Source organism: Candidimonas sp. SYP-B2681 (assembly GCF_003971065.1).
GTDB lineage: Bacteria > Pseudomonadota > Gammaproteobacteria > Burkholderiales > Burkholderiaceae_B > Pollutimonas.
Genome location: NZ_RYDV01000003.1, coordinates 431367 through 450561, shown reverse-complemented (window position 1 = coordinate 450561; position 19195 = coordinate 431367). Strand labels below are relative to the sequence as shown.

Sequence of the window (19195 nt, the reverse complement as noted above, 5' to 3'; positions counted from 1 at the left end):
CCTCAACAAGAACATCGTCGGCTTGGTCAGTTACCATTGTACGTGACGATAATTTATTTCTTCCCGGGCGTCTCCTATGTCGAACAACTATGAGCCGCTAATTGCGGCGACTGTTGCTTTCAACGCGCACGGCACTCCCATGAGCCCCGATTTCCAGGATGTCTATCATCCCGAGTGGGGCGCACTCGAGCAGGCGCGCAAAGTCTTCCTGCCGGGCAATCAGCTGCCCCAGAGGTGGCATGGCAAGGAAACCTTCACCGTATGCGAAACCGGCTTCGGTTTAGGGCATAATTTTCTGGCCCTATGGCAGGCGTGGCGCAGCGACCCTCAGCGCTGTACAAATTTGCATGTATTGTCGTTTGAATCGCATCCGTTCACGCGCGAGGACCTTGCACATATTCTTCTCGATCGCCTTACCGAGCCAGAGCGATCGCTGGCGCTTCAGCTTATTGCCGCCTGGCCTCCCTTGCTGCCGGGCCTGCACCGGATGGAGTTCGAAGAAGGCCGCCTGACCCTGACATTGGCCTTTGGTTCGGTCGTTAAGCTCGCGCGGCAGGTCTCCGCGAATGTCGATGCCTATTTTCTGGACGGATTCGCCCCTCGCGTGAATCCCGAGATGTGGTCGCGCTCGCTATTTGGCCAGCTGGTGCGGATGGCTAATTCCGGTGCGACGGCCGCCACTTGGTGCTGTACCGGCGAGGTCCGACGCGGCCTCAGGGATGCGGGCTTCTTAGTGTCCAAGGTGCCTGGGTTTGGGGGAAAGCGAGAAATCACGGTGGCGTCGCTGCGTCCCGGCATGGGCCGTAACGGCGGCCATCGTCTGCGACGGGAATCCGTTATTGTTATCGGAGGCGGTTTGGCTGGGGCGGGCGTCGCTCACGCTTTGGCTTGGCGCGGACACGAAGTTACTGTAATCGATCCGGTGTTCGCGCAAGGATTGGGAGCGAGTCATCAAGGCCATGTGGCGGCGGCCATGACGCCCGTTATCAGCGCCGACGACGACATACGTGCCCGACTTAGCCGGGCAGGAGTCAGGCGCGCACTGCATCGCTGGCAAGGGATGGCCGGGCCGGCGCGACCTTTGCACTGCGGGACCATCGAGTTGGTCTCGGATATGCAAGAAGCCGGGCGCCGCCGCGAGTCGTTGGCAAGCCTTGGGTTTCCGTCTGATTGGGTAAGTTGGCTTAATGCCGCCGAGGCATCGGAACGTGCCGGCCTGCCTTTGGGAAGTGGTGGCTTGTGGTTTGCAGACGGTCAATTAGTGCAGCCGCAGCCATTGCTGGAAACGTTGCTCGATCATCCGCGTATTAACTGCGTCTGTGCCCAAGTCGATCGACTGAAAGGCGTGGGGCCGGGGATGTGGAGTGCAATGGACGTCTCCGGTATCGAGCTGGCGCTCGCCCCGCACGTAGTTATCGCCAATGCAGCGCAGGCGGGCCCGTTGTTGGCCACCATTCCGGTGAGCTCAATGCTGGAAAAGGTAGAGTCAATGTATGTACTTGCAGGGCAAGTCAGTCATTACTCTGCCAGTCATATGCCTTGTTCAAAAGTGATATTGGCGGGCGACGGATATTACTTGCCCGAAGTTCACGGACAAATTGTGGCGGGCAGCACTTATGTTAAAGATGCGACTTTTACCGAGGTAACGTTGAGCGGCCATCACGATGTAAATAAAAAGCTGTCTGCCCTGCTAAATGTGGTACCTTCGCGACTTGATTCGATCCCGGGTCTGGACGACGGCTGGGCGGGCTGGCGAGCGGCGGTAAGGGATCGGCTCCCGGTAATCGGGCCTATTGACGATATGCCCGGCCTGTGGCTTGCTTGTGCTTATGGCTCTCGGGGGCTAAGCTGGTCGTCCCTGGCAGGCGATGTAATCGGCGCCATGCTGAACGACGAACCTTTACCACTGGAGCGAGAGTTGTTACGTAAAATTGCCCCACGATGATGGTTATTTCCGGTTTTGAAAAGCGCATAAACCCACTCGATTTTATTTTATAGCCCAAATCCGTCAAAATAGTGTCTTTTAAATGCTTTTTGGGCGTACGCCCTAAGGATTGCGCTGTGCCGCCCAAGTCTGACCTTGCTCACGTGACGCAACTTACTACTGTGAATTTTATTACCGCCAAATCGACAAGAGCCGATTTCGCTTTCGAAGACTCCGGAATGCAGCTTCAAGTCGAAGCTCATGCGCCGGGCGTCTACCGACTGCGCTGTGCTCCTGCAGAATTGCTTGCGGGCGAGAAACCAAGCGCGCGCTCCCGCGCACATGCCGAAATGCTATTAACGCGCCAGGAGCCAGTGGGCGAGCTGGCCGTCAGTTCGATCTCCGAGCCGGCGCAATTAGGCTGGCTGCTAGAACAAGGCGATATCGTTCTGGAAGTGATTCGGTCGCCTTTGCAAATTTCACTTTATCGTGGCGACGAGTGTGTCTTGCGCACGCAGTCCGAATCCGCGTTGGTTTGCGAGCAGGCCGACGATGGCACGATGTGGCGCCTTAATCTAGAGCTCGATGGCGACGATGCATTGCACGGACTAGGAGAGTCCGCTGGCGAACAAGACCGCCGCGGCACGTTGCTGGTGTCGGATACACCCGCCCAACGTGCCCTGCCTTTGGTCTGGAGCCCCAAGGGATGGGGGCTTTATATTAATTCGCTACAGCGCGTCGAGCACGATTTAGGGCATGAAAATCCCGATCTTTATCAGGCGCTTGTTTATGATTCCATTTTCGACGTGTTTGTTTTTGCTGGCGAACCGTCCGAAATTCTTAATCAATACACTGCGCTGACTGGCCGGGCCGGCCAGCCTGGGCTCTGGCCGATGGGGGTTTGGCTCGATCAGGCGCCGGGCGAATCAACTGAAGCTACATTGCGTGTAGTACAGGAGTTTCGCGACAACCAGTGGGGCCTTGATGTCGTTCGCCTTGCAGCGCCCGCGGTTTACGGTTTTCAGTCCGACAAGCCAGCGTTCGAATGGGCGGCCAGCAGGGTGCCTGACCCACGTGAACTGTTCGCCCAGTTTCACGCCCTGAACGTTCAGTTGGCGGCGCCGACCTTTCCTGGCGTGCTGGAAGGCACCCATATGTTTGCCGAATGGGAAGATCGCGGCTGGCTTTTAATAAACGATGAAGATGGTAGCGCGCATGTTTTTCCAGGCAATGATGTTACTGCCGGACAGCGCTTCGGCCTGCTCGATCTGACCAATAAAGATGTTTACAAGTTATGGTCAGATCGTCAGCGTCAGATCATGGACGAGGGGATCGGGTCCCCGTCTTGTGATGCCCAAATCGATATACCCGACGGCATAACCGCGCGTGGCGGCGAATTCGGCCCGGTGCTGCGCACAATATATCCCTTACTCGCACGCCGAGCATTGTTCGATGCAGCAGCGGGACACAAGACTCCCCAGGAAGGGGTTGTTTGCAGCTCCGATCTCTTTCCCGCCGTCCAGCGCTTTGCTTGGCAAACCGGCCCACAAAGCAGCAACGATTGGTCCGGGCTTGAACGAACGCTGCGCACGGCCTTGTCGTTGGCAGATAGTGGGGTGCCAGTGCAAACGCATAGCATAGGCGCTGCGGGGCAGCCTGCTGACAACATGACGCCGGAGCTATATATCCGTTGGCTGGCCATGGCTGTATTTTCGGGTAATTTCAGCTTCCAGGGTGTACCGGCTCTGCTCCCGAGCGCTTTCGATGCCGCTACTCGCGAGCTCGTTCATCATTGGCTTCAGTGGCGTTATCGGCTGGTGCCGTATGTACTTGGAATTATCGAAGATGCGGTGCGTACCGGCTTGCCAGTGCAGCGTTCCATGGCCCTTGCGTTTCCCGCCGATCCGGTTGCTCAGGTATGGGACACCCAGTATTTGCTTGGCCCCGCGTTATTGGTTGCGCCGGCGGTCAAGCCTGGCAACCAGATCCAGGTATATCTGCCTCAAGGCGATGCCTGGTGGGATCTGAACACCGGATGGCGCTATGAAGGCGGCACGACCTGGACTGTAGAGGCGGGTCTTGACACGCTGCCTGTATTCGGCCGTGAAGGTCATATGTTGTGTCTAGGGCCAGCGGCCCAACACACTGGCGAATTCAACTCGGCAAGGATTCTCGATGAAGTCTGGATGTTCGGCATGCCCGAGCACAGCCCCGTCGTCATGCGTAACAAGATTCGGGTCATGCAGATGCAAGGTTCCAGCTATATCAAAGGCCTGGAAGGGCTGCGCATTCTGCCTGCCGAGGGCCTGGAAGTAAAACGTCGTGGTGCGGAAGTGCGTATTTCACGAGCTCGTTAATCACGATACGTTGTTAGCAGTACGCAAGAGGCAATTTTCAATTGCCTCTTTTCTTTTATGGTGGCATCTATTCATTTAATGGATGGGGAAAAGCACGAAGCTAAGCACGCGGCGGGTGATTTTTCTGGCTCCTAAGCTTAATGGCGGGCAAGCATGTCGGGAACGCCGGAGACATGCGCGGTATCTAATCGGGTAGTTGACTCACTTTCAGGTTCAATCATGCCTCTCGCCCTGGTAAAGAATGCCGAAGAAAAATGCACCGATGCTCAACTGGCGCTTCGGGTGGCAAACGACGATCGCACAGCCTTGCAGGCGCTGATGCGGCGCCACAATCAACGCCTTTATCGTGTTGCCCGCAGCATTCTGCGTAACGACGCCGATGCCGAGGAGGTTGTGCAGGAAACATTCTATAAAGCCTATCGCGCCATTTCCCGCTTCCGAGGTGATTCCGCCTTGTCGACTTGGCTGGTACGCATTGCGGTGAACGAATCGAACCGGCGTCTGCGCAAGATAAACCGACTGTCTACCTGGCTTGAATTCAGCAACGAAGCGGGGCGCGATGATGCTGCGATCAATATGATTACCGACGAGTTTTCCTCGAGTCAACCAGAACCGGCCCTGTCGCAGGTTCAAATCCGTAATTTGCTCGAAACCCGAATCGACAGGCTACCTGACTTGTTCCGCGCCGTGTTTGTGCTCCGTGCGGTCGAGGAGCTCTCGGTGGAGGAAACGTCGGTGTGTCTTGGCATTCCGCCGGCTACCGTACGGTCTCGATACTTTAGGGCACGCAAGCTATTGCGTGAATCGCTGCAAAGCGAAGTCGGTGCCAGCATCGACACGGCTTTCGCCTTTGCTGGCGACCGATGCGATCGCATTGTGGCCGCTGTCCTGGCTCGCCTGGAAAAGACGACGATACACAGAAAATGATTTTTCTAAGTGCTGTCCTACAAGGAGAAGTACCATGACGTTTCTCAGCTTTATTTATGATCCCGACACACGCGTGGCTCGCCGCGCGTTTTTGGGACAATCGGGCTTGCTCTTGTCCGGTACCGCAGTGGCGATGATGGCGGGACGCGATGCGTTGGCCAAGGGCCAAGGCAAAGGCAATGACTCGAGGGCCTCAGATGTACGAATCCTTAATACAGCGCTAGGGGCTGAGCTTGAAGCGATTGCTGCTTACCAGGTGGGCGCGGAAACGGGGCTGTTGCAAAAGCCGGTGCTGGATTTGGCGGTAACGTTTCAGGGCCACCATAAAGAGCACGCTGACCTTCTCTCGAAGACAATACAAAAACTGGGTGGCAAATCGGTATCGGCGAAGGAAAAATATACGTTTCCCGTCGAGAAACTGAAGTCGCAGGCCGACGTCCTGCGTTTTGCCGCAATGCTGGAAAAGGGCGCAGTCAGTGCTTATCTAGGCGCGGTGCCGGTTTTCGCCAACCGTGATCTCGCGAAAGCGGCGGCCAGCATATTGGGTGACGAAGCGATGCACTGGGCCGTATTGCGAAATGCACTGGGCGAACCTCCAGTGCCTTCTGCGTTTATGTCATGAGGCGCGCACAGTGGCTGCTTCTTATGGCGGCAAGCCTCTGTGCGTGGAGCACAAGCGATTTGGGGCGGGCATGGTCTCAGACCATGGTGGCGGACCCGACGCGCGGTGAGGCTGTTTACTCGCGTTGCTTGGCTTGCCACGCCCTCGCCTATGATAGGACGGGACCACGGCATTGTGGACTATTCGGACGCCAGGCCGGCACTGTGCCAGGGTTCGTCTATTCGGAAGGAATGAAAAGCTCAAAGATTATCTGGGACGAAAAGACGCTGAATGCGTTTTTGCAGAATCCCATGCAGACGATACCTGGCACCGCCATGGGGTATGCGGGCATCCCTGACGCACAAGAGCGCGCCGACCTGATCGCTTACCTGAAAAAGGAAAATGCTTCGCCTGATTGCGCCAAACCATGAGGAGGACAAGTACAAGGCGCTAGCTCAGGTAGCGGGCACTTCTATGATCAGCTCTGGATTAAAAGCGCTATTCTCGTTGATGCCATCTTTAGCGTATCCGCGGGGGTTGCAGACAACCCGTGTTTCGTTCACCAGATAATCGAAGCTGTCGTGTGTATGACCATGAATCCAGACAGCGGCCCGATCCGCTGCCATCAGGTCTTCGCTATCCGATACGAAGCAATTATTGATTAGCGAGCCTTCAAATCGCGGATGTATGCTCTTGCGCGATGGCGCATGGTGGGTAATCACCACCGTCGGGCCGTTGAACCGTTGGTCGAGCTTTTCGCGCAGCCAGGCACGATTGGCATGGAAAAGGATTTCCATGTCGTGCGGCGAAAAGGGATGGCCGGGTGATGTATCGGATCGGATACGCGAGAAGTCGCGGATAAAGGCCAGCGCTTCGGTAATGGCCTGTTCGCGCTTGGCTCCCTGGCCATACAGATTGAAATCAGTCCAAAGCGTGGATCCCAGAAATCGTATGCCATGCAGCACCACCTCGGTGTTGGAAAGAATGCGAACGCCAGTGCCTGCGGCGTTGTCCCGCAGATCTTGAAGTGTACTTTCTATACTTCCGCCATAGAACTCGTGATTTCCAGCGACGTACAACACCGGTTTGTTGAAACCCTGCGCCCATTGCAGGGCTTCTTTCGGGCGGGCGATGTCACCGGCCAGAATGACGATGTCAGCATCGGTTTCTGGCAGAGGCATGCCAGCTTTGCTTAAATGCAGGTCAGAAAGAACATTAAGACGTATTGAGTTCGACTTCGGCATGAGGAGCTTTTCTTAGGTTTTTAGTGGGCCAATTTGACAGCCATTTCAAATGGCCTCATAATCTCGTTCTTCGGTCGGGTCGTTAGCTCAGTCGGTAGAGCACCGGACTTTTAATCCGATGGTCGCGCGTTCGAGTCGCGCACGACCCACCACCGATCTTTTTATTAAGAAACCAGCCCATGCGGCTGGTTTTTTATTGTTTACGCCATACGCTAACATATCGCATGCCGATATGAGCCGAGCGCGTGACATTCACGGGCATCCTAGCTTTCTTTTGGCGTCGGCGGACGAAGCTGCCAGTCTTCGTTATGCTAAATTGTGACACCGTCAGCAATTTAACAGCGTTTTCTTTTTAGAAGCCAACGTTTTGATTGTCCTGAAAAATATCCATAAAACCTATGTAACGCCTGGGCGCGTTTCGCACGCATTGGCCGGTGTGGACTTGCATGTGCGGCAGGGCGAGGTATTCGGGATAATCGGACGCTCCGGCGCGGGCAAAAGCACGTTGATACGTATGCTGAACTTGCTGGAAACGCCTACGCAAGGCTCTGTTTGGGTCCACGATAAAAACATCACTGACTATAATGAAGCTCAGTTGCGATTGTTCCGTCGCGGTGTAGGTATGGTGTTTCAGCATTTCAATTTGCTGAGTTCGCGCACTGTTCTGGATAATGTCTGTTTTCCATTGCGCCTGGCTGGGCTATCTCGCGGTGCGCAACACGAGAGGGCACGCGAAGTCCTTGCACTGGTTAGCCTTACCGATCACGCCGCGAAATACCCGCGCCAGCTATCCGGGGGCCAGCAGCAGCGCGTCGGGATCGCCAGGGCGCTGGCCAACCGCCCCGAGTTATTACTATGCGACGAGGCGACCTCTGCACTAGACCCTGAAACGACACAGTCCATCTTGCGCTTACTGCTGGACATCAATCAACGACTGGGGTTGACCATCGTCCTGATCACGCATGGCATGGACGTGATCCGTAGCGTGTGTGATCGTGTGGCCGTCATAGACGCTGGCGTCATCGTAGAATCTGGCAATGTGCTCGATGTGTTCTTGCATCCTCAACATCCGGTTACCCAATCATTGTTGTCAGAAAGTGGCGTCGATGCGGAAGGATGGCGTGATATGGCTCAGGGGATAAAAGGGCGCCTGATACGTTTGAGTTTCCGCGGGGAGTCAACGGTCCAGCCAATGTTAAGTAGGGTAAGTCGCGATCTCAATCTGGATCTGAGCATTTTGCAAGGTTCGGTCAGCCGAATCAAAGATACACCTTATGGACAGCTGGTGATTGCGGTCCAGGGTGAACCCATTACTCAAGAGGCCCTAACAAGCGTATTTACAGATGCCGGCATTGAATGCGAGGTCTTGCGACCATGATGTATGCCAATATCGATTGGGCATTGATCGCTGAAGCCACTATCGACACCTTGCTGATGACGGGTTTTTCTTTAGTGTTTACCATCGTCATTGGTTTGCCGCTGGGCGTCGTGCTCTTCTTGACCAGTCCTCATCAAATGCTGGCAAATAGCCCGGCCTATCAACTTTTGTCCTTCATTGTGAATGTCCTGCGCTCCGTGCCGTTTCTGATCTTGTTGATCGTTATGATTCCGTTGACGCGAGTATTGGCGGGCACGTCCCTTGGCGTGCAAGGCGCCATCCCGCCATTGGTGGCCAGTGCCGCACCTTTTTTCGCCCGCCTCGTCGAGAACGTATTGCGTGAGCTAGACCCTGGCGTATCGGAAGCGTGCCGCGCCATGGGGGCTAATTCGCGTCAGACCGTATTGATGGCCTTGCTTCCCGAGGCGACCACAGGAATAGTTGCCGCGACGATCGTTACTGCTATCGCGCTGGTGGGGTATTCGGCAATGTCGGGGGTCATCGGGGGCGGGGGCCTTGGTGATCTGGCCCTGCGTTTTGGATATCAGCGCTACCAGACTGATGTCATGGTTGTGACCGTTGTCGCTCTGGTTGTGATGGTTCAACTTTTGCAGGTATTTGGCGATAGGCTGGTTGCCAGACTGAATCGCAAATAACGTTCTGTGGAGGATCGAATATGTTCTTGAATAAAATCGCACCCGTTCTGGCTGCGTCCATTGCTGCATTGATGACCAGCACCGCGATTCATGCCGAAAAATTGAGCATTGCGGCAACACCGGTGCCCCATGCCGAGTTGCTGGAGTTCGTTAAGCCAGTGCTGGCCAAAGAGGGCGTCGAGCTCGAGATAAAGGTATTTACCGATTATGTGCAACCCAATCAACAAGTCGCCGACGGACATATCGATGCAAACTTTTTTCAGCATAAGCCCTATCTTGATTCTTTTAACAAAGAACATAAAACCAAGCTGGTTTCCGTAGGCTTGGTACACGTGGAGCCCTTCGGAGCCTATTCGCAAAAGCTGAAAAACATCAATGACCTGAAAGAAGGGGCCTTGGTGGCATTACCCAATGATCCCTCCAATGGCGCGCGCGCATTGCTACTGCTGCAGAAAAATGGCTTGATCAAGTTAAAGGATCCCACGAACATTCTCGCCACCTCTCGCGATATTGTCGAGAATCCCAAGAAGCTGAAATTTCGCGAACTCGAGGCAGCTACCTTGCCGCGAATCCTGCCCGATGTGGACTTAGCGCTCATCAATACCAATTACGCGCTTGAGGCCGGACTGAATCCCGTCAAGGATGCCCTATTCATCGAAGGCGCCGATTCGCCTTATGCGAATTTGATAGCTACGACCGAGGCCAAAAAAGACTCGCCTGCCATCATCAAGTTGGTACAGGCATTACAGAGCACGCAAACCAGGCAATTCATTCTGGACAAGTACAAAGGCGCTATCGTCACTGCCTTCTAAGTATCAGGACGGCAGGTCGATGCAGTGCTCGCCGTTTACTTGCGGTTTTATAGACCGGGTTTACCCTGAATTTTCGGTCTTATGGAAATTTTGCGCCGGTTTTCGGCCAACGCCATAGGATCTGTCGGTACTATAAGATTTTTTGAGCCGTTTATTCCGGGCATGTGCACCGAGTACCGTTGTTCGCACTTTTGCCTACCGCTTACTCAAAGGAGTCGTTTATGTTCATGAATAAGTTCAAGATAGCCATTGCCGGGCTGACGCTGGCACTGGTCCTGCCAGCCGCCCACGCTGCCGCCCAAAACAAAGAGCTGCTGATTGCCACGGATACGGCTTTCGTGCCTTTTGAATTCAAACAGGACGGCAAATACACCGGTTTCGATATCGAGCTATGGGACGCTATTGCCAAAGAAGCCGGTCTTAAGTACAGCCTGCGTCCTATGGATTTCAACGGCATCATTCCAGGCCTGCAAACGCGCAACATTGACGCCGCCCTGGCAGGCATAACGATTCGTGACGACCGTAAAAAGGTAATTGACTTCTCCGACCCTTACTACGAAAGCGGTCTGGCTATTCTGGTGGGCAAAGACAACACGGCAATCAAGACAGCCAAAGATCTTGAAGGCAAAACCGTTGCGGTCAAAATCGGTACTGCCACCGTCGATTATTTGAAAGGTAATGTCCCCGATGCCAAGCTTAAGCTCTTCCCGAATATCGATAACGCCTTTCTGGAGCTCGCTACAGGCCGAGTCGATGCTGTCGTGCACGACACTCCCAATCTTCAGTATTTTGCTAAAACTGGTGGCGAAGGCCGCGTAAAGGTGGTCGGCTCCCTGAAAAGCGGCGACTTTTACGGGATTGGGTTCCCGAAAGGCAGCGAACTGGTTCCTGTTGTGAATAAGGCGCTAAAGACGATACAGGCTAACGGCAAATATGATGCTCTATATCAAAAATGGTTTGGCCAGAAAGCGGCACAAGTCCAGTAATTTGTAGTGGCACATTACGGCGATCCAGTGCTGGCCACTCGGTCGCCGTTTTTTATTCAGACGACGCGGACGTAACGTTTCGCGTCAATTTTCAAGGCACTCAACGTGACATTTGAATGGTCTGCCATTTGGGATGCATTGCCCAGCCTTCTCGAAGGCACAAAAATGACGATTTACATCACCGCGCTGGGATTGATCGGCGGAACCCTATTGGGATTCCTGTCCGGGGTGGTTACGACTTACGTTAAAGTGCTGGTCACCTGGAAGACCACGGCGATCGCCATAGCGACTATCGTAGCGGTGTACTTACTCATCAAGTTGGCGTCCTGGATCGGCGTGACCTTTTTGGCAGGCGTGCCCGACTGGGTCTGGTTGTTGCTGCAGGCAGCCATTGTGCTGGCCTTGCTGTGGCGGTTCGCAGCCTATATACCCGTTGCGCTGTCTTTCCTGGCCCAAGTCTATATATTATTAATTCGCGGCACACCGATTGTCGTCCAGGTGATGTTCATTTATTTTGCTTTGCCGCTCATTTTCGGCTGGCGGATCGACGCCTTGTATGCAGCTATTTTCACGCTGATCATCAATTCCGGCGCCTATATAGCTGAGATTGTGCGCGGCGCGCTTCAGTCGGTGCCCAAGGGCCTGAAGGAAGCCGGCCAGGCCATGGGACTGCCATTTTATAAAATTCTGCTGTTCATCATCGGCCCGGTTGCGTTGCGGCGCATGATTCCGGCCATGGGCAATCAATGCATTATTAGCTTGAAAGACTCTTCATTATTTATCGTTATTGGCGTGGCCGAGCTTACCCGCCAGGGTCAGGAAATCATTGCCAGCAATTTTCGTTCAGTTGAAATCTGGGGTGCGGTCGCTGTAATTTATTTACTACTTACCGGCTTGATTGCGCTGACCTTGAAGTTTGTAGAACACAGGACGCAAATTGTATGAGCATCGTCGAATTCAAGAACGTCGTTAAGCGCTTCGGCCCCACCACGGTGCTGAATGGGATCGATCTTACGATCGAAAAGGGCGAGGTCGTTGTGGTGGTTGGTCCGTCTGGCTCGGGCAAGTCGACCTTCCTGCGTTGTATTAATGTGCTCGAAACCATTCAGGAGGGCGATATTGTTGTGAATGGCCTTAGTGTGCGGGGCAGCGGCGCCGAAGTGCGCGAATTGCGTCGCGAGGCTGGAATGGTATTTCAGCAGTTCAATCTGTTTCCGCAATTGACAGCGCTGGAAAATGTCATGTTCGGACCCGTGCATACTCGTGGATGCCCACGCAAGCAGGCCAGGGACGAAGCTGTCACGTTGCTCGCCAAAGTTGGTCTTGGTGAAAAGCTTAACCATTTTCCGGGTGAGCTGTCAGGCGGCCAGCAACAGCGTGTTGCCATCGCAAGGGCTCTTGCGATTCAGCCGCAACTAATGTTATTTGACGAGCCCACTTCGGCGCTCGATCCCGAGCTGCGCCACGAAGTACTGAAAGTAATGCAGGATGTCGCCGAAGGCGGAATGACCATGGTGGTCGTCACCCATGAAATGGAATTCGCCCGTAAAGTGGGAAGCCGCCTCATTTTCATTGACGATGGGAAAATCGCCGAAGATGGCCCCCCCAACGAGCTGCTAAGCAATCCTCCGAGCCAGCGCCTGAAAGATTTTCTGCAGCACGTTTCCTGACCGGACTCGCTAGCGCGCTACGCGCAAAGTACGTGTGGCGCTGAGCTTCTTCGAACCCTGGGGGGTAATCTTTATCGTGACCTGACGGGCCGTGAAGCCTTCTGGTAGGGGAGCGCTTCCGTGTACATGTGTGTACTGTTGCAGTTCGATATTGAAGGGCGGAAGGTCGATACTGCCTGATTTTCCGTTACTGTACCGGCCCGCCACAACAAGATCGACTTCACCTGTGAACGTCTCAGCCTTACCTTTGTCTTGCATGACCAAAATTTGATAGGCCAGCTGTCCGGCGTCGTTATCAAACGACGCCGCGCGTATGCCTGGCGAAGTGCCGCGCGGATCGGGCGGCATGGCGTCGGCAAACAGCTGAATATCGGCCGTAAGCTTGGCAAGCTGCTCTTTGGCTTCTTTCAGTTCAGTAGCTTGTGACTCCAGTTTGCTGCGCGTTTCTTTGACATCATGAGTTTGCTGATTGAACTGCGATTGCAAACGCTGCTTATCCATGTTGGTGCTGTTCAAGTCGTAATGCAATTGTTCCGACTGTTCGACCGTCAGTCGAGTGGGACCATAGCTTTTTTGCAAAAATAACAAGCCCCCCGCACCGAGTACGATCCCCGTAAACATCAGGACCAGCCATCGAGGTATGCGTCGTGCGCGGCGTGTATTACCGTAGGCTGTAGGTTTGAAGACGCGGCGTTGAGACGATCCGAACATGGGTGAATATTTCCTGTATTGCTAGACTAGGTGAATCGCTGCGGATTCATTGCCGAAAAACCCTAAAGCATAGACGGTAACGTCGGTCGATAGTGGCCAGAGTGCGTTTGGTTTCGCCTTGTGAATATTTGACACAGGCCCGCTACGCCGACAAGGCACGATTAAGATCTGCAAGCCGCTGCGGTGTGCCGACGTCGACCCAGCGCCCCGTGTAATGGGTGCCCCGGACCTTTTGCCTATTGATGGCTCGGCGTAACAGCGGCGCCAGCGGTGCAGCTTGGTTATCAGCGATACCTTCAAAAAGCTTCGGCGAATAAATGCCTATGCCTGAAAATGTCAGGGTAGCGGGCGAGGTGTCTAGCGCTTTGTCGGCCACTAAACCGCAACCGTTTAGCTGGAAATCGCCTTGGCTGTGCTGTGGAGGATTGTCTACCAGTAAGAGCCATGCCATCGATTCCGCCAAGTTGGCCGCTATCGACATCGCCTGGGCGGGATTCCAATCACACCAAATGTCCGCATTGATCACTAAAAACGGTTCGCCGCGGAAGAAGGGCAAGGCCTTTGCAATGCCGCCTGCGGTTTCCAGCGGGCGCACTTCCCGAGAATATGTGATGTGCGCACCATATTGGCTGCCATTCCCGAGCATCTGCTCGATTTGTTCGCCCAGCCATGCATGGTTGATGATCAATTCGGTAATGCCGGCCTTGACAAGGCGTTCGATGTGCCAGACGATCAAGGGCCTGCCGCCGGCTTCGAGCAGAGGTTTAGGGATGCTGTCGGTGAGCGGGCGCATGCGCTCCCCTCGTCCTGCTGCGAGAATCATTGCTTGCATCAAAAGGTGTATCCGGTCGTTACCTGTCGGTTTTCGATTTTATCCAACAAACGTAGAAGGGGCCGGAAAACGTTGTAGCGGCCCGCTACCTGTCGCACATACGCATTGACGCGCGGAATGTGGTCAAGGTAAAGATGCTTGTCGTCGCGATAAGAAAGTCGGCTAAAGACCCCAAGGATACGAAGGTTACGCTGCAAACTCATCCATTCGTAACTGCGATGAAAATCGGAGAAGTCCGAAGGAACTGCCAGCTTGGCGGCGCGTGCGGCTTCCCAGTATCGAATAGCCCAGTCGAGCTGCTGAGGTTCTTCCCAGGTGGTACGAGCGTCCATGACCAGCGAGGCAATGTCATAACTTATAGGGCCCACCAGCGCATCTTGGTAATCGATAACGCCTGGCTCGAGACCTGCATCGGATACCATCAGATTCGGCGAGTGGAAATCCCTATGCACGAAAACATGGGTCTGCTTTATGTTGTCGGCAGTCAGGGAGGTAAACGTGTCATGGAGTACTGCCTGCTCGGTATCGTTAAGCGTGACCTGACAGTGTTTTTCAACATACCATTCCGCAAACACCGAAAGCTCCTGCATCAGCCGGCCGGTGTCGTAGGTTGGTAAGCTGGTGACCGGGGCTTTCTGCATGCGTACTAACGTGGCAATCGTATCGCGATACAGCTTCTGCAGGCGTGCATCGTCAATTCCGCTTTGTATCGCTTGGTAATACGTTTGCTCGCCAAGATCTGACAGCAGAAGGAAGCCCTGTTGCAGGTTCTGAGCCAGAATGCTGGGAACGGTAACGCCCGCGTGGGAAAGCAAGCCTGTAACGTGAACGAAAGGGTGACAGTCTTCGCGTTCGGGGGGCGCATCCATGACGACAACCGTGCCCGATGGAGTCTGCAAGCGATAATAGCGGCGGAAGCTGGCATCGCTTGAGGCGGGTTTCAGCGTCTCGATGTTCAGGTCATGGTTATTGGCGATGCTCTGCAGCCAGTTTTTCAGTATGGGTAAACGGGATTCAGCGCTGGAGTTCAAAGTTCTTCCATGGTGATATGTGGGTTGCGTGGAAATGGGCAGACGACTTGTATTTACCACGGGGACGTCAGCTTCTCTATAATACCGGGTCGCCAATCGTTACGGGTCGGCAGTTGTGCCAAAATATTGTCATTTTTTTTTCGGGGACGAAATACTCGTGCGTTTGGTTTGGTGGACAATTCTTCTAGCTTTCGGCAGTGCAACGGCAGTGCAGGCTCAACAGCCTCGCGTCGAAGCGGGCGTAAGCTCTACCTTACCTCAGTTGCAAGTGGCACCCGATCTACAACTGCACAAGAATGTAAAAGATAACGAGATGTCGTCGTTTCTGGTCGGTGACAAGATGGAATCCGACGAAGATGGCCTTGTAAAGCTGACAGGCAAGGCAGAGGTTCGCCGCATCGATTCAGTCGTAAAGGGCGATTATATCGATTACCAGCGCTCTACTGGCCAAGTTCGAGTTCGCGGCAATGGGCTCATTATGCGCGATGCCAGCATCGTCAAGGGGCCTGAATTAAACTACAACATCAATAGCGAAACCGGCGAGGTCAACGACGCCAACTTTTGGCTCGGCTCGACGGGTGGAGCCGGAACGGCCGTCAGGGCCGATATTCTCAGCCGCGACCACATGCGGTTGGCCGATGTAAGCTATACGGGCTGCCCTTGTCCCGATCCTTCGTGGTATATCAAATCGTCGCGGGTCGATCTGCACTTTGACGACAACGAGGGCATCGCACGTAATGGCGTGCTGTATTTCAAGGGCATGCCCATTCTGTATTCGCCATTCCTGACTTTTCCGATACGCAAGGAACGCAAGTCAGGCTTTTTGGTTCCTACCTACGGGACTTCCAGCTCCGGCGGCTTCGAAGTGTCTTTGCCGTATTACCTGAATCTTGGGCCCAACTACGATGCCACACTAGTACCGCGCTACATGGCCAAACGGGGCACCCAACTGGGCGCTGAGTTCCGTTACCTGGGCAATAGCTACAGCGGTCAGGTGTTTGGAACGTATTTGGCCGATGATAAGGTCGCCAATATGAAGCGCTGGTATTACTCGTGGCAGCATGCCCAAAGACTAGGCGGGGGACTAAGCGCTTCTTTCGATATCCGGCGCGTGTCAGACGACGACTATTTCCGTGATTTTTCATCGCTAGGCCTTAATGAAGCCACGAATACTTATCTGCCTAGCACGGCCGGTTTGAACTGGAGCGGGTATCGCTATTTCAACGCTTCGTTGTATGCCTACACCTACCAGACTCTACAGGATCGGACCTCGTCATACTTGCTGCCGCAGTACGATAAGCTGCCTGAGCTCTACGTACGCGGCGCGCGCTATAATTGGGGCGGCTTTGATGTTGAGTCCGATAACTATGCCACTCGCTTCAACATGCCCAATTTTAAGTATGGGACGCACCCTTATCCTTTTCCAGCGAATCTGGAGCCCTATCAGTCTTACGACGGTACCCGGTTCAGTTCGTATACGTCGGTGGCCTATCCGATTGTTCGGGCGGGCTGGTATGTAACGCCGAAGGTGGGCGTGCACATGAGCCAGTACAACACAGAATGGAACGGTTTTTCATCGCCCTCCGTGCAAGGTGGGATACAGGGCCCTCAGTCTCAGTCACGTGTCCTTCCCATCATGTCGCTTGATTCCGGCATGACCTTCGAGCGTGAAGCCAGCCTCTTTGGCAATGATGCGATCCAAACCTTTGAACCGCGCCTCTATTATTTGAATGTACCTTACCGCGATCAGTCCCAGATACCGATTTACGATACGAGCCTTGCGTCCTTTAATTTTTCGCAGGCATTTTCCGAGAACATCTTCAGTGGCGGCTGGGATCGTATTGCCGAGGCCAACCAAGTGACGGTGGGCTTGACGACACGATGGCTGGACGCCGACAGCGGATCCGAGCGGCTTTCTCTGTCAGCCGCGCAGCGCATCTATTTCTCGGATCAGCGCGTGAAGCTGGGTTTCAATGATCAGACGCGCACCGACACAAAATCCGATTATCTGATCGGTGCAAATGCCGCGCTTACCGATACCTTGAACGTACGGTTCGATGGGCAGTTTAATCCTCACTCGAAAGACCGCAACCGAATGACCGCCGGTTTTCGCTGGGAGCCCAAGCGCCTGACCACGCTGTCGGCGTCATATCGCTATGAACGCGACCCGCGTGCCTATGCCGATCCGAATTATGTTATCAATCCGTTGGACGACAAGACACGCGAGCAGGTCAGTGTTTCCGCACAATGGCCGCTTACCAATAAAATTTATGCTCTCGGTCGATACGACTATTCCATACAGGAAAAGCGCAATACACAGTCAATTCTTGGCCTGGAATACAAGGGCGAGTGTTGTTGGGTTGGCCGGGTCGTCATGCAGCGTTATGCGGTTTCCAGCCAAGACGTTAATACGGCCTTGTTCTTCCAGCTGGAGCTTTCCGGTTTGGGTTCGCTTGGCACTGATCCAATGAGATTATTAAGCGACCGGATTGCTGGTTATCGATCCATCACCCCACCAATACCTGAAAAAACCACCTTCGAGAGGTATGAATAATGCGTAGTGTGCATGCTAAGCGCCGGCTAGCGTCCATTTTGATTCTAATATTGGGCGTAACATCGTCGGGCGTGGCGTTAGCTGCAAAATCGGCTGCCAAGACGGCCGAGCCCGTCGGCGCGCAACAGTCTCAACAGTTTGTCGATGGGATAGCTGCAGTGGTGAACCAGAAGGTCATTACTTTGCAACAAGTCAATACCGAGGCACGCGAAGCCCAGGCCCAGTTACAACGTCAGAATATTCCAGTACCCGATTACGCGATTCTGCAAAAACAGGTCCTGCAGCGCATGATTACTGAAGAGCTTGAGCGGCAGGAAGCCGAACGCTTGGGCATCCGTGTTTCCAACGCGCAAGCCGAACAGGCCGTGCAGACAATTGCCGAGCGCAACAAGATGTCCGTTGCACGTCTCCGTCAGGAAGTCGAAAAATCCGGCGTGCCTTGGGACACTTATATGAAGGGTCTGCGCCAGGAGGTACGCCTGGACCTTCTTCGCCAACGCGCGATTGACAGAACCATCAACATTTCCGACGCTGAAGTTGATGCCTTCCTGAAGAACCAGGGCAACCAGGCAGCGCCGCTGCAGCAGATGCAACAGCAGCCACAGCCGCAACAATCCGCGCCGGCGCAACAAAGTGGTCCGCAAATACTGGGGCTTGCGCAAATTCTGGTCGTCGTACCGGAGGGCTCTCCACCATCGCGAGTCCAGGAGTTACGCAATAAGGCAGAAGGCTTGCTGAAACGTGTACGCGGGGGCGCCGATTTCGCCGGTGTGGCGGCATCGTCATCCGATGGTCCTAAAGCCCTCAATGGCGGCGAGCTCGGCGTTCGGCCGGTCAGCGGCTGGCCCGATTTATTCCTGCAAGCCACCCAGAATCTTAAACCTGGCGAAGTCAGCGACATTGTTCAGAGCGGCAATGGCTTTCACATCCTAAAGGTGCTTACGCGGGGTCCCACACAGTCGCCGGCACAAGCGTCCGGGGCGACTCCACCCGCCAGCGCGTCCACAGCTGCCAATTCGCCCTTGCAGCAGCAAGGGCCCATGATGGTGACCCAGACTCATGCGCGTCATATCCTGATCAAGAGCACTAAAGTAATGTCTGATGAAAAGGCGCAGACCCGCCTCAATCAGTTGCGCCAGCGCCTTGTCAATGGTGAAAGTTTCGAGGATTTGGCTAAGCGTTATTCAGAAGATGTTTCCGCTCCGCAAGGCGGCGATCTCGGATGGCTGACGCCGGGCGAAACAGTTCCCCCTTTCGAGGAAGCCATGAATGCACTGCAGCCGAACCAAATCAGTCAGCCAGTAAAATCCCAGTTCGGTTGGCATCTGATCCAGGTGCTTGATCGTCGTACCAAGAATATGGAAAACGAGTTCAAGCGCATGCAGGCGCGCCAGATTCTATTCCAGCGTCGTGTAGAGCCGGCCTTTGAAGATTGGCTTAGCCAGTTGCATGGTCAGGCTTATATCGATAATCGCCTGGATCCACAATCGAACCGGAAACGTCGTTAACCCT

General features: G+C 54.4%; 17 protein-coding genes and 1 tRNA gene. 14 read left to right on the top strand and 4 right to left on the bottom strand.

The genetic code is table 11. The features are described from left to right. Positions 1-76 precede the first annotated feature (76 nt). From mnmC to EKL30_RS09345, 5 genes are all read left to right on the top strand, one after another. The gene (gene mnmC / locus EKL30_RS09365; protein WP_126706938.1) at positions 77-1945 is read left to right on the top strand and encodes an FAD-dependent 5-carboxymethylaminomethyl-2-thiouridine(34) oxidoreductase MnmC; all 1869 of its coding nucleotides are present in this window, start codon (positions 77-79) and stop codon (positions 1943-1945) included. Between the two features lie 116 nt (positions 1946-2061). Next, entirely contained in the window at positions 2062-4281 is a 2220-nt protein-coding gene (locus EKL30_RS09360; protein WP_126706937.1) for a glycoside hydrolase family 31 protein, read from the top strand. Positions 4282-4500: 219 nt separating this feature from the next. After that, a complete protein-coding gene (locus tag EKL30_RS09355) occupies positions 4501-5208 on the top strand; it encodes an RNA polymerase sigma factor (protein ID WP_126706936.1) in 708 nt (235 codons plus the stop codon). Positions 5209-5242: 34 nt separating this feature from the next. After that, complete coding sequence (locus EKL30_RS09350) at positions 5243-5830, top strand: ferritin-like domain-containing protein (RefSeq protein WP_126706935.1); 588 nt, start codon at positions 5243-5245, stop codon at positions 5828-5830. 83 nt (positions 5831-5913) lie between these two features. Further along, positions 5914-6240 carry a cytochrome c family protein gene (locus EKL30_RS09345; protein ID WP_233582984.1) on the top strand — a complete coding sequence of 109 codons (327 nt, stop codon included), beginning with the start codon at positions 5914-5916 and terminating at the stop codon, positions 6238-6240. A 24-nt stretch (positions 6241-6264) separates the two neighbouring features. Here EKL30_RS09345 and EKL30_RS09340 read toward each other — a convergent pair whose 3' ends face one another. Continuing rightward, complete coding sequence (locus tag EKL30_RS09340; RefSeq protein ID WP_370246247.1) at positions 6265-7053, bottom strand: metallophosphoesterase; 789 nt, start codon at positions 7051-7053, stop codon at positions 6265-6267. Positions 7054-7129: 76 nt separating this feature from the next. On the opposite strand from EKL30_RS09340, the gene EKL30_RS09335 reads away from it, so the two are divergent. The 7 genes from EKL30_RS09335 to glnQ all read left to right on the top strand — a co-directional run bounded on the left by EKL30_RS09335 (position 7130) and on the right by glnQ (position 12555). Next, a tRNA-Lys gene (locus EKL30_RS09335) sits at positions 7130-7205 on the top strand. 215 nt (positions 7206-7420) lie between these two features. Beyond that, positions 7421-8431, top strand: a complete 1011-nt coding sequence (locus tag EKL30_RS09330; protein WP_126706933.1) for a methionine ABC transporter ATP-binding protein — start codon at positions 7421-7423, stop codon at positions 8429-8431. Next, positions 8428-9087 (top strand): methionine ABC transporter permease, encoded by a 660-nt coding sequence (locus EKL30_RS09325; RefSeq protein WP_126706932.1) that lies wholly within the window; start codon positions 8428-8430, stop codon positions 9085-9087. Before EKL30_RS09330 ends, EKL30_RS09325 begins: the two co-directional genes overlap by 4 nt. Positions 9088-9158: 71 nt before the next feature. After that, positions 9159-9899, top strand: coding sequence for a MetQ/NlpA family ABC transporter substrate-binding protein (locus tag EKL30_RS09320; protein ID WP_370246251.1), 741 nt, complete (start codon positions 9159-9161; stop codon positions 9897-9899). Positions 9900-10126: 227 nt separating this feature from the next. After that, positions 10127-10885, top strand: a complete 759-nt coding sequence (gene glnH, locus EKL30_RS09315) for a glutamine ABC transporter substrate-binding protein GlnH (RefSeq protein WP_126706995.1) — start codon at positions 10127-10129, stop codon at positions 10883-10885. A gap of 105 nt (positions 10886-10990) precedes the next feature. After that, the gene (locus EKL30_RS09310; RefSeq protein ID WP_233582962.1) at positions 10991-11830 is read left to right on the top strand and encodes an ABC transporter permease subunit; all 840 of its coding nucleotides are present in this window, start codon (positions 10991-10993) and stop codon (positions 11828-11830) included. Then, on the top strand, positions 11827-12555 hold the full coding sequence (glnQ, locus tag EKL30_RS09305) for a glutamine ABC transporter ATP-binding protein GlnQ (protein WP_126706930.1): 729 nt from the start codon (positions 11827-11829) through the stop codon (positions 12553-12555). Before EKL30_RS09310 ends, glnQ begins: the two co-directional genes overlap by 4 nt. Before the next feature lie 9 nt (positions 12556-12564). Here the strand turns inward: glnQ and EKL30_RS09300 are convergent, their stop codons facing one another. The 3 genes from EKL30_RS09300 to EKL30_RS09290 form a co-directional block, all read right to left on the bottom strand. Further along, entirely contained in the window at positions 12565-13266 is a 702-nt protein-coding gene (locus tag EKL30_RS09300) for a DUF6776 family protein (RefSeq protein WP_126706929.1), read from the bottom strand. Between the two features lie 142 nt (positions 13267-13408). Continuing rightward, positions 13409-14098 (bottom strand): N-acetylmuramate alpha-1-phosphate uridylyltransferase MurU, encoded by a 690-nt coding sequence (gene murU, locus EKL30_RS09295; protein ID WP_126706928.1) that lies wholly within the window; start codon positions 14096-14098, stop codon positions 13409-13411. Beyond that, on the bottom strand, positions 14098-15129 hold the full coding sequence (locus EKL30_RS09290; protein ID WP_126706927.1) for an aminoglycoside phosphotransferase family protein: 1032 nt from the start codon (positions 15127-15129) through the stop codon (positions 14098-14100). The genes murU and EKL30_RS09290 overlap by 1 nt, the downstream gene beginning before the upstream one ends. Positions 15130-15286: 157 nt before the next feature. Between EKL30_RS09290 and EKL30_RS09285 the strand changes: the two genes are divergently transcribed. Both EKL30_RS09285 and EKL30_RS09280 read left to right on the top strand, forming a co-directional pair. Then, entirely contained in the window at positions 15287-17683 is a 2397-nt protein-coding gene (locus EKL30_RS09285) for an LPS-assembly protein LptD (RefSeq protein ID WP_126706926.1), read from the top strand. Next, positions 17680-19191: a peptidylprolyl isomerase gene (locus EKL30_RS09280; RefSeq protein ID WP_199748526.1), complete on the top strand. Its 1512-nt coding sequence runs from the start codon at positions 17680-17682 to the stop codon at positions 19189-19191. The genes EKL30_RS09285 and EKL30_RS09280 overlap by 4 nt, the downstream gene beginning before the upstream one ends. The last annotated feature ends 4 nt before the right edge of the window (positions 19192-19195 follow it).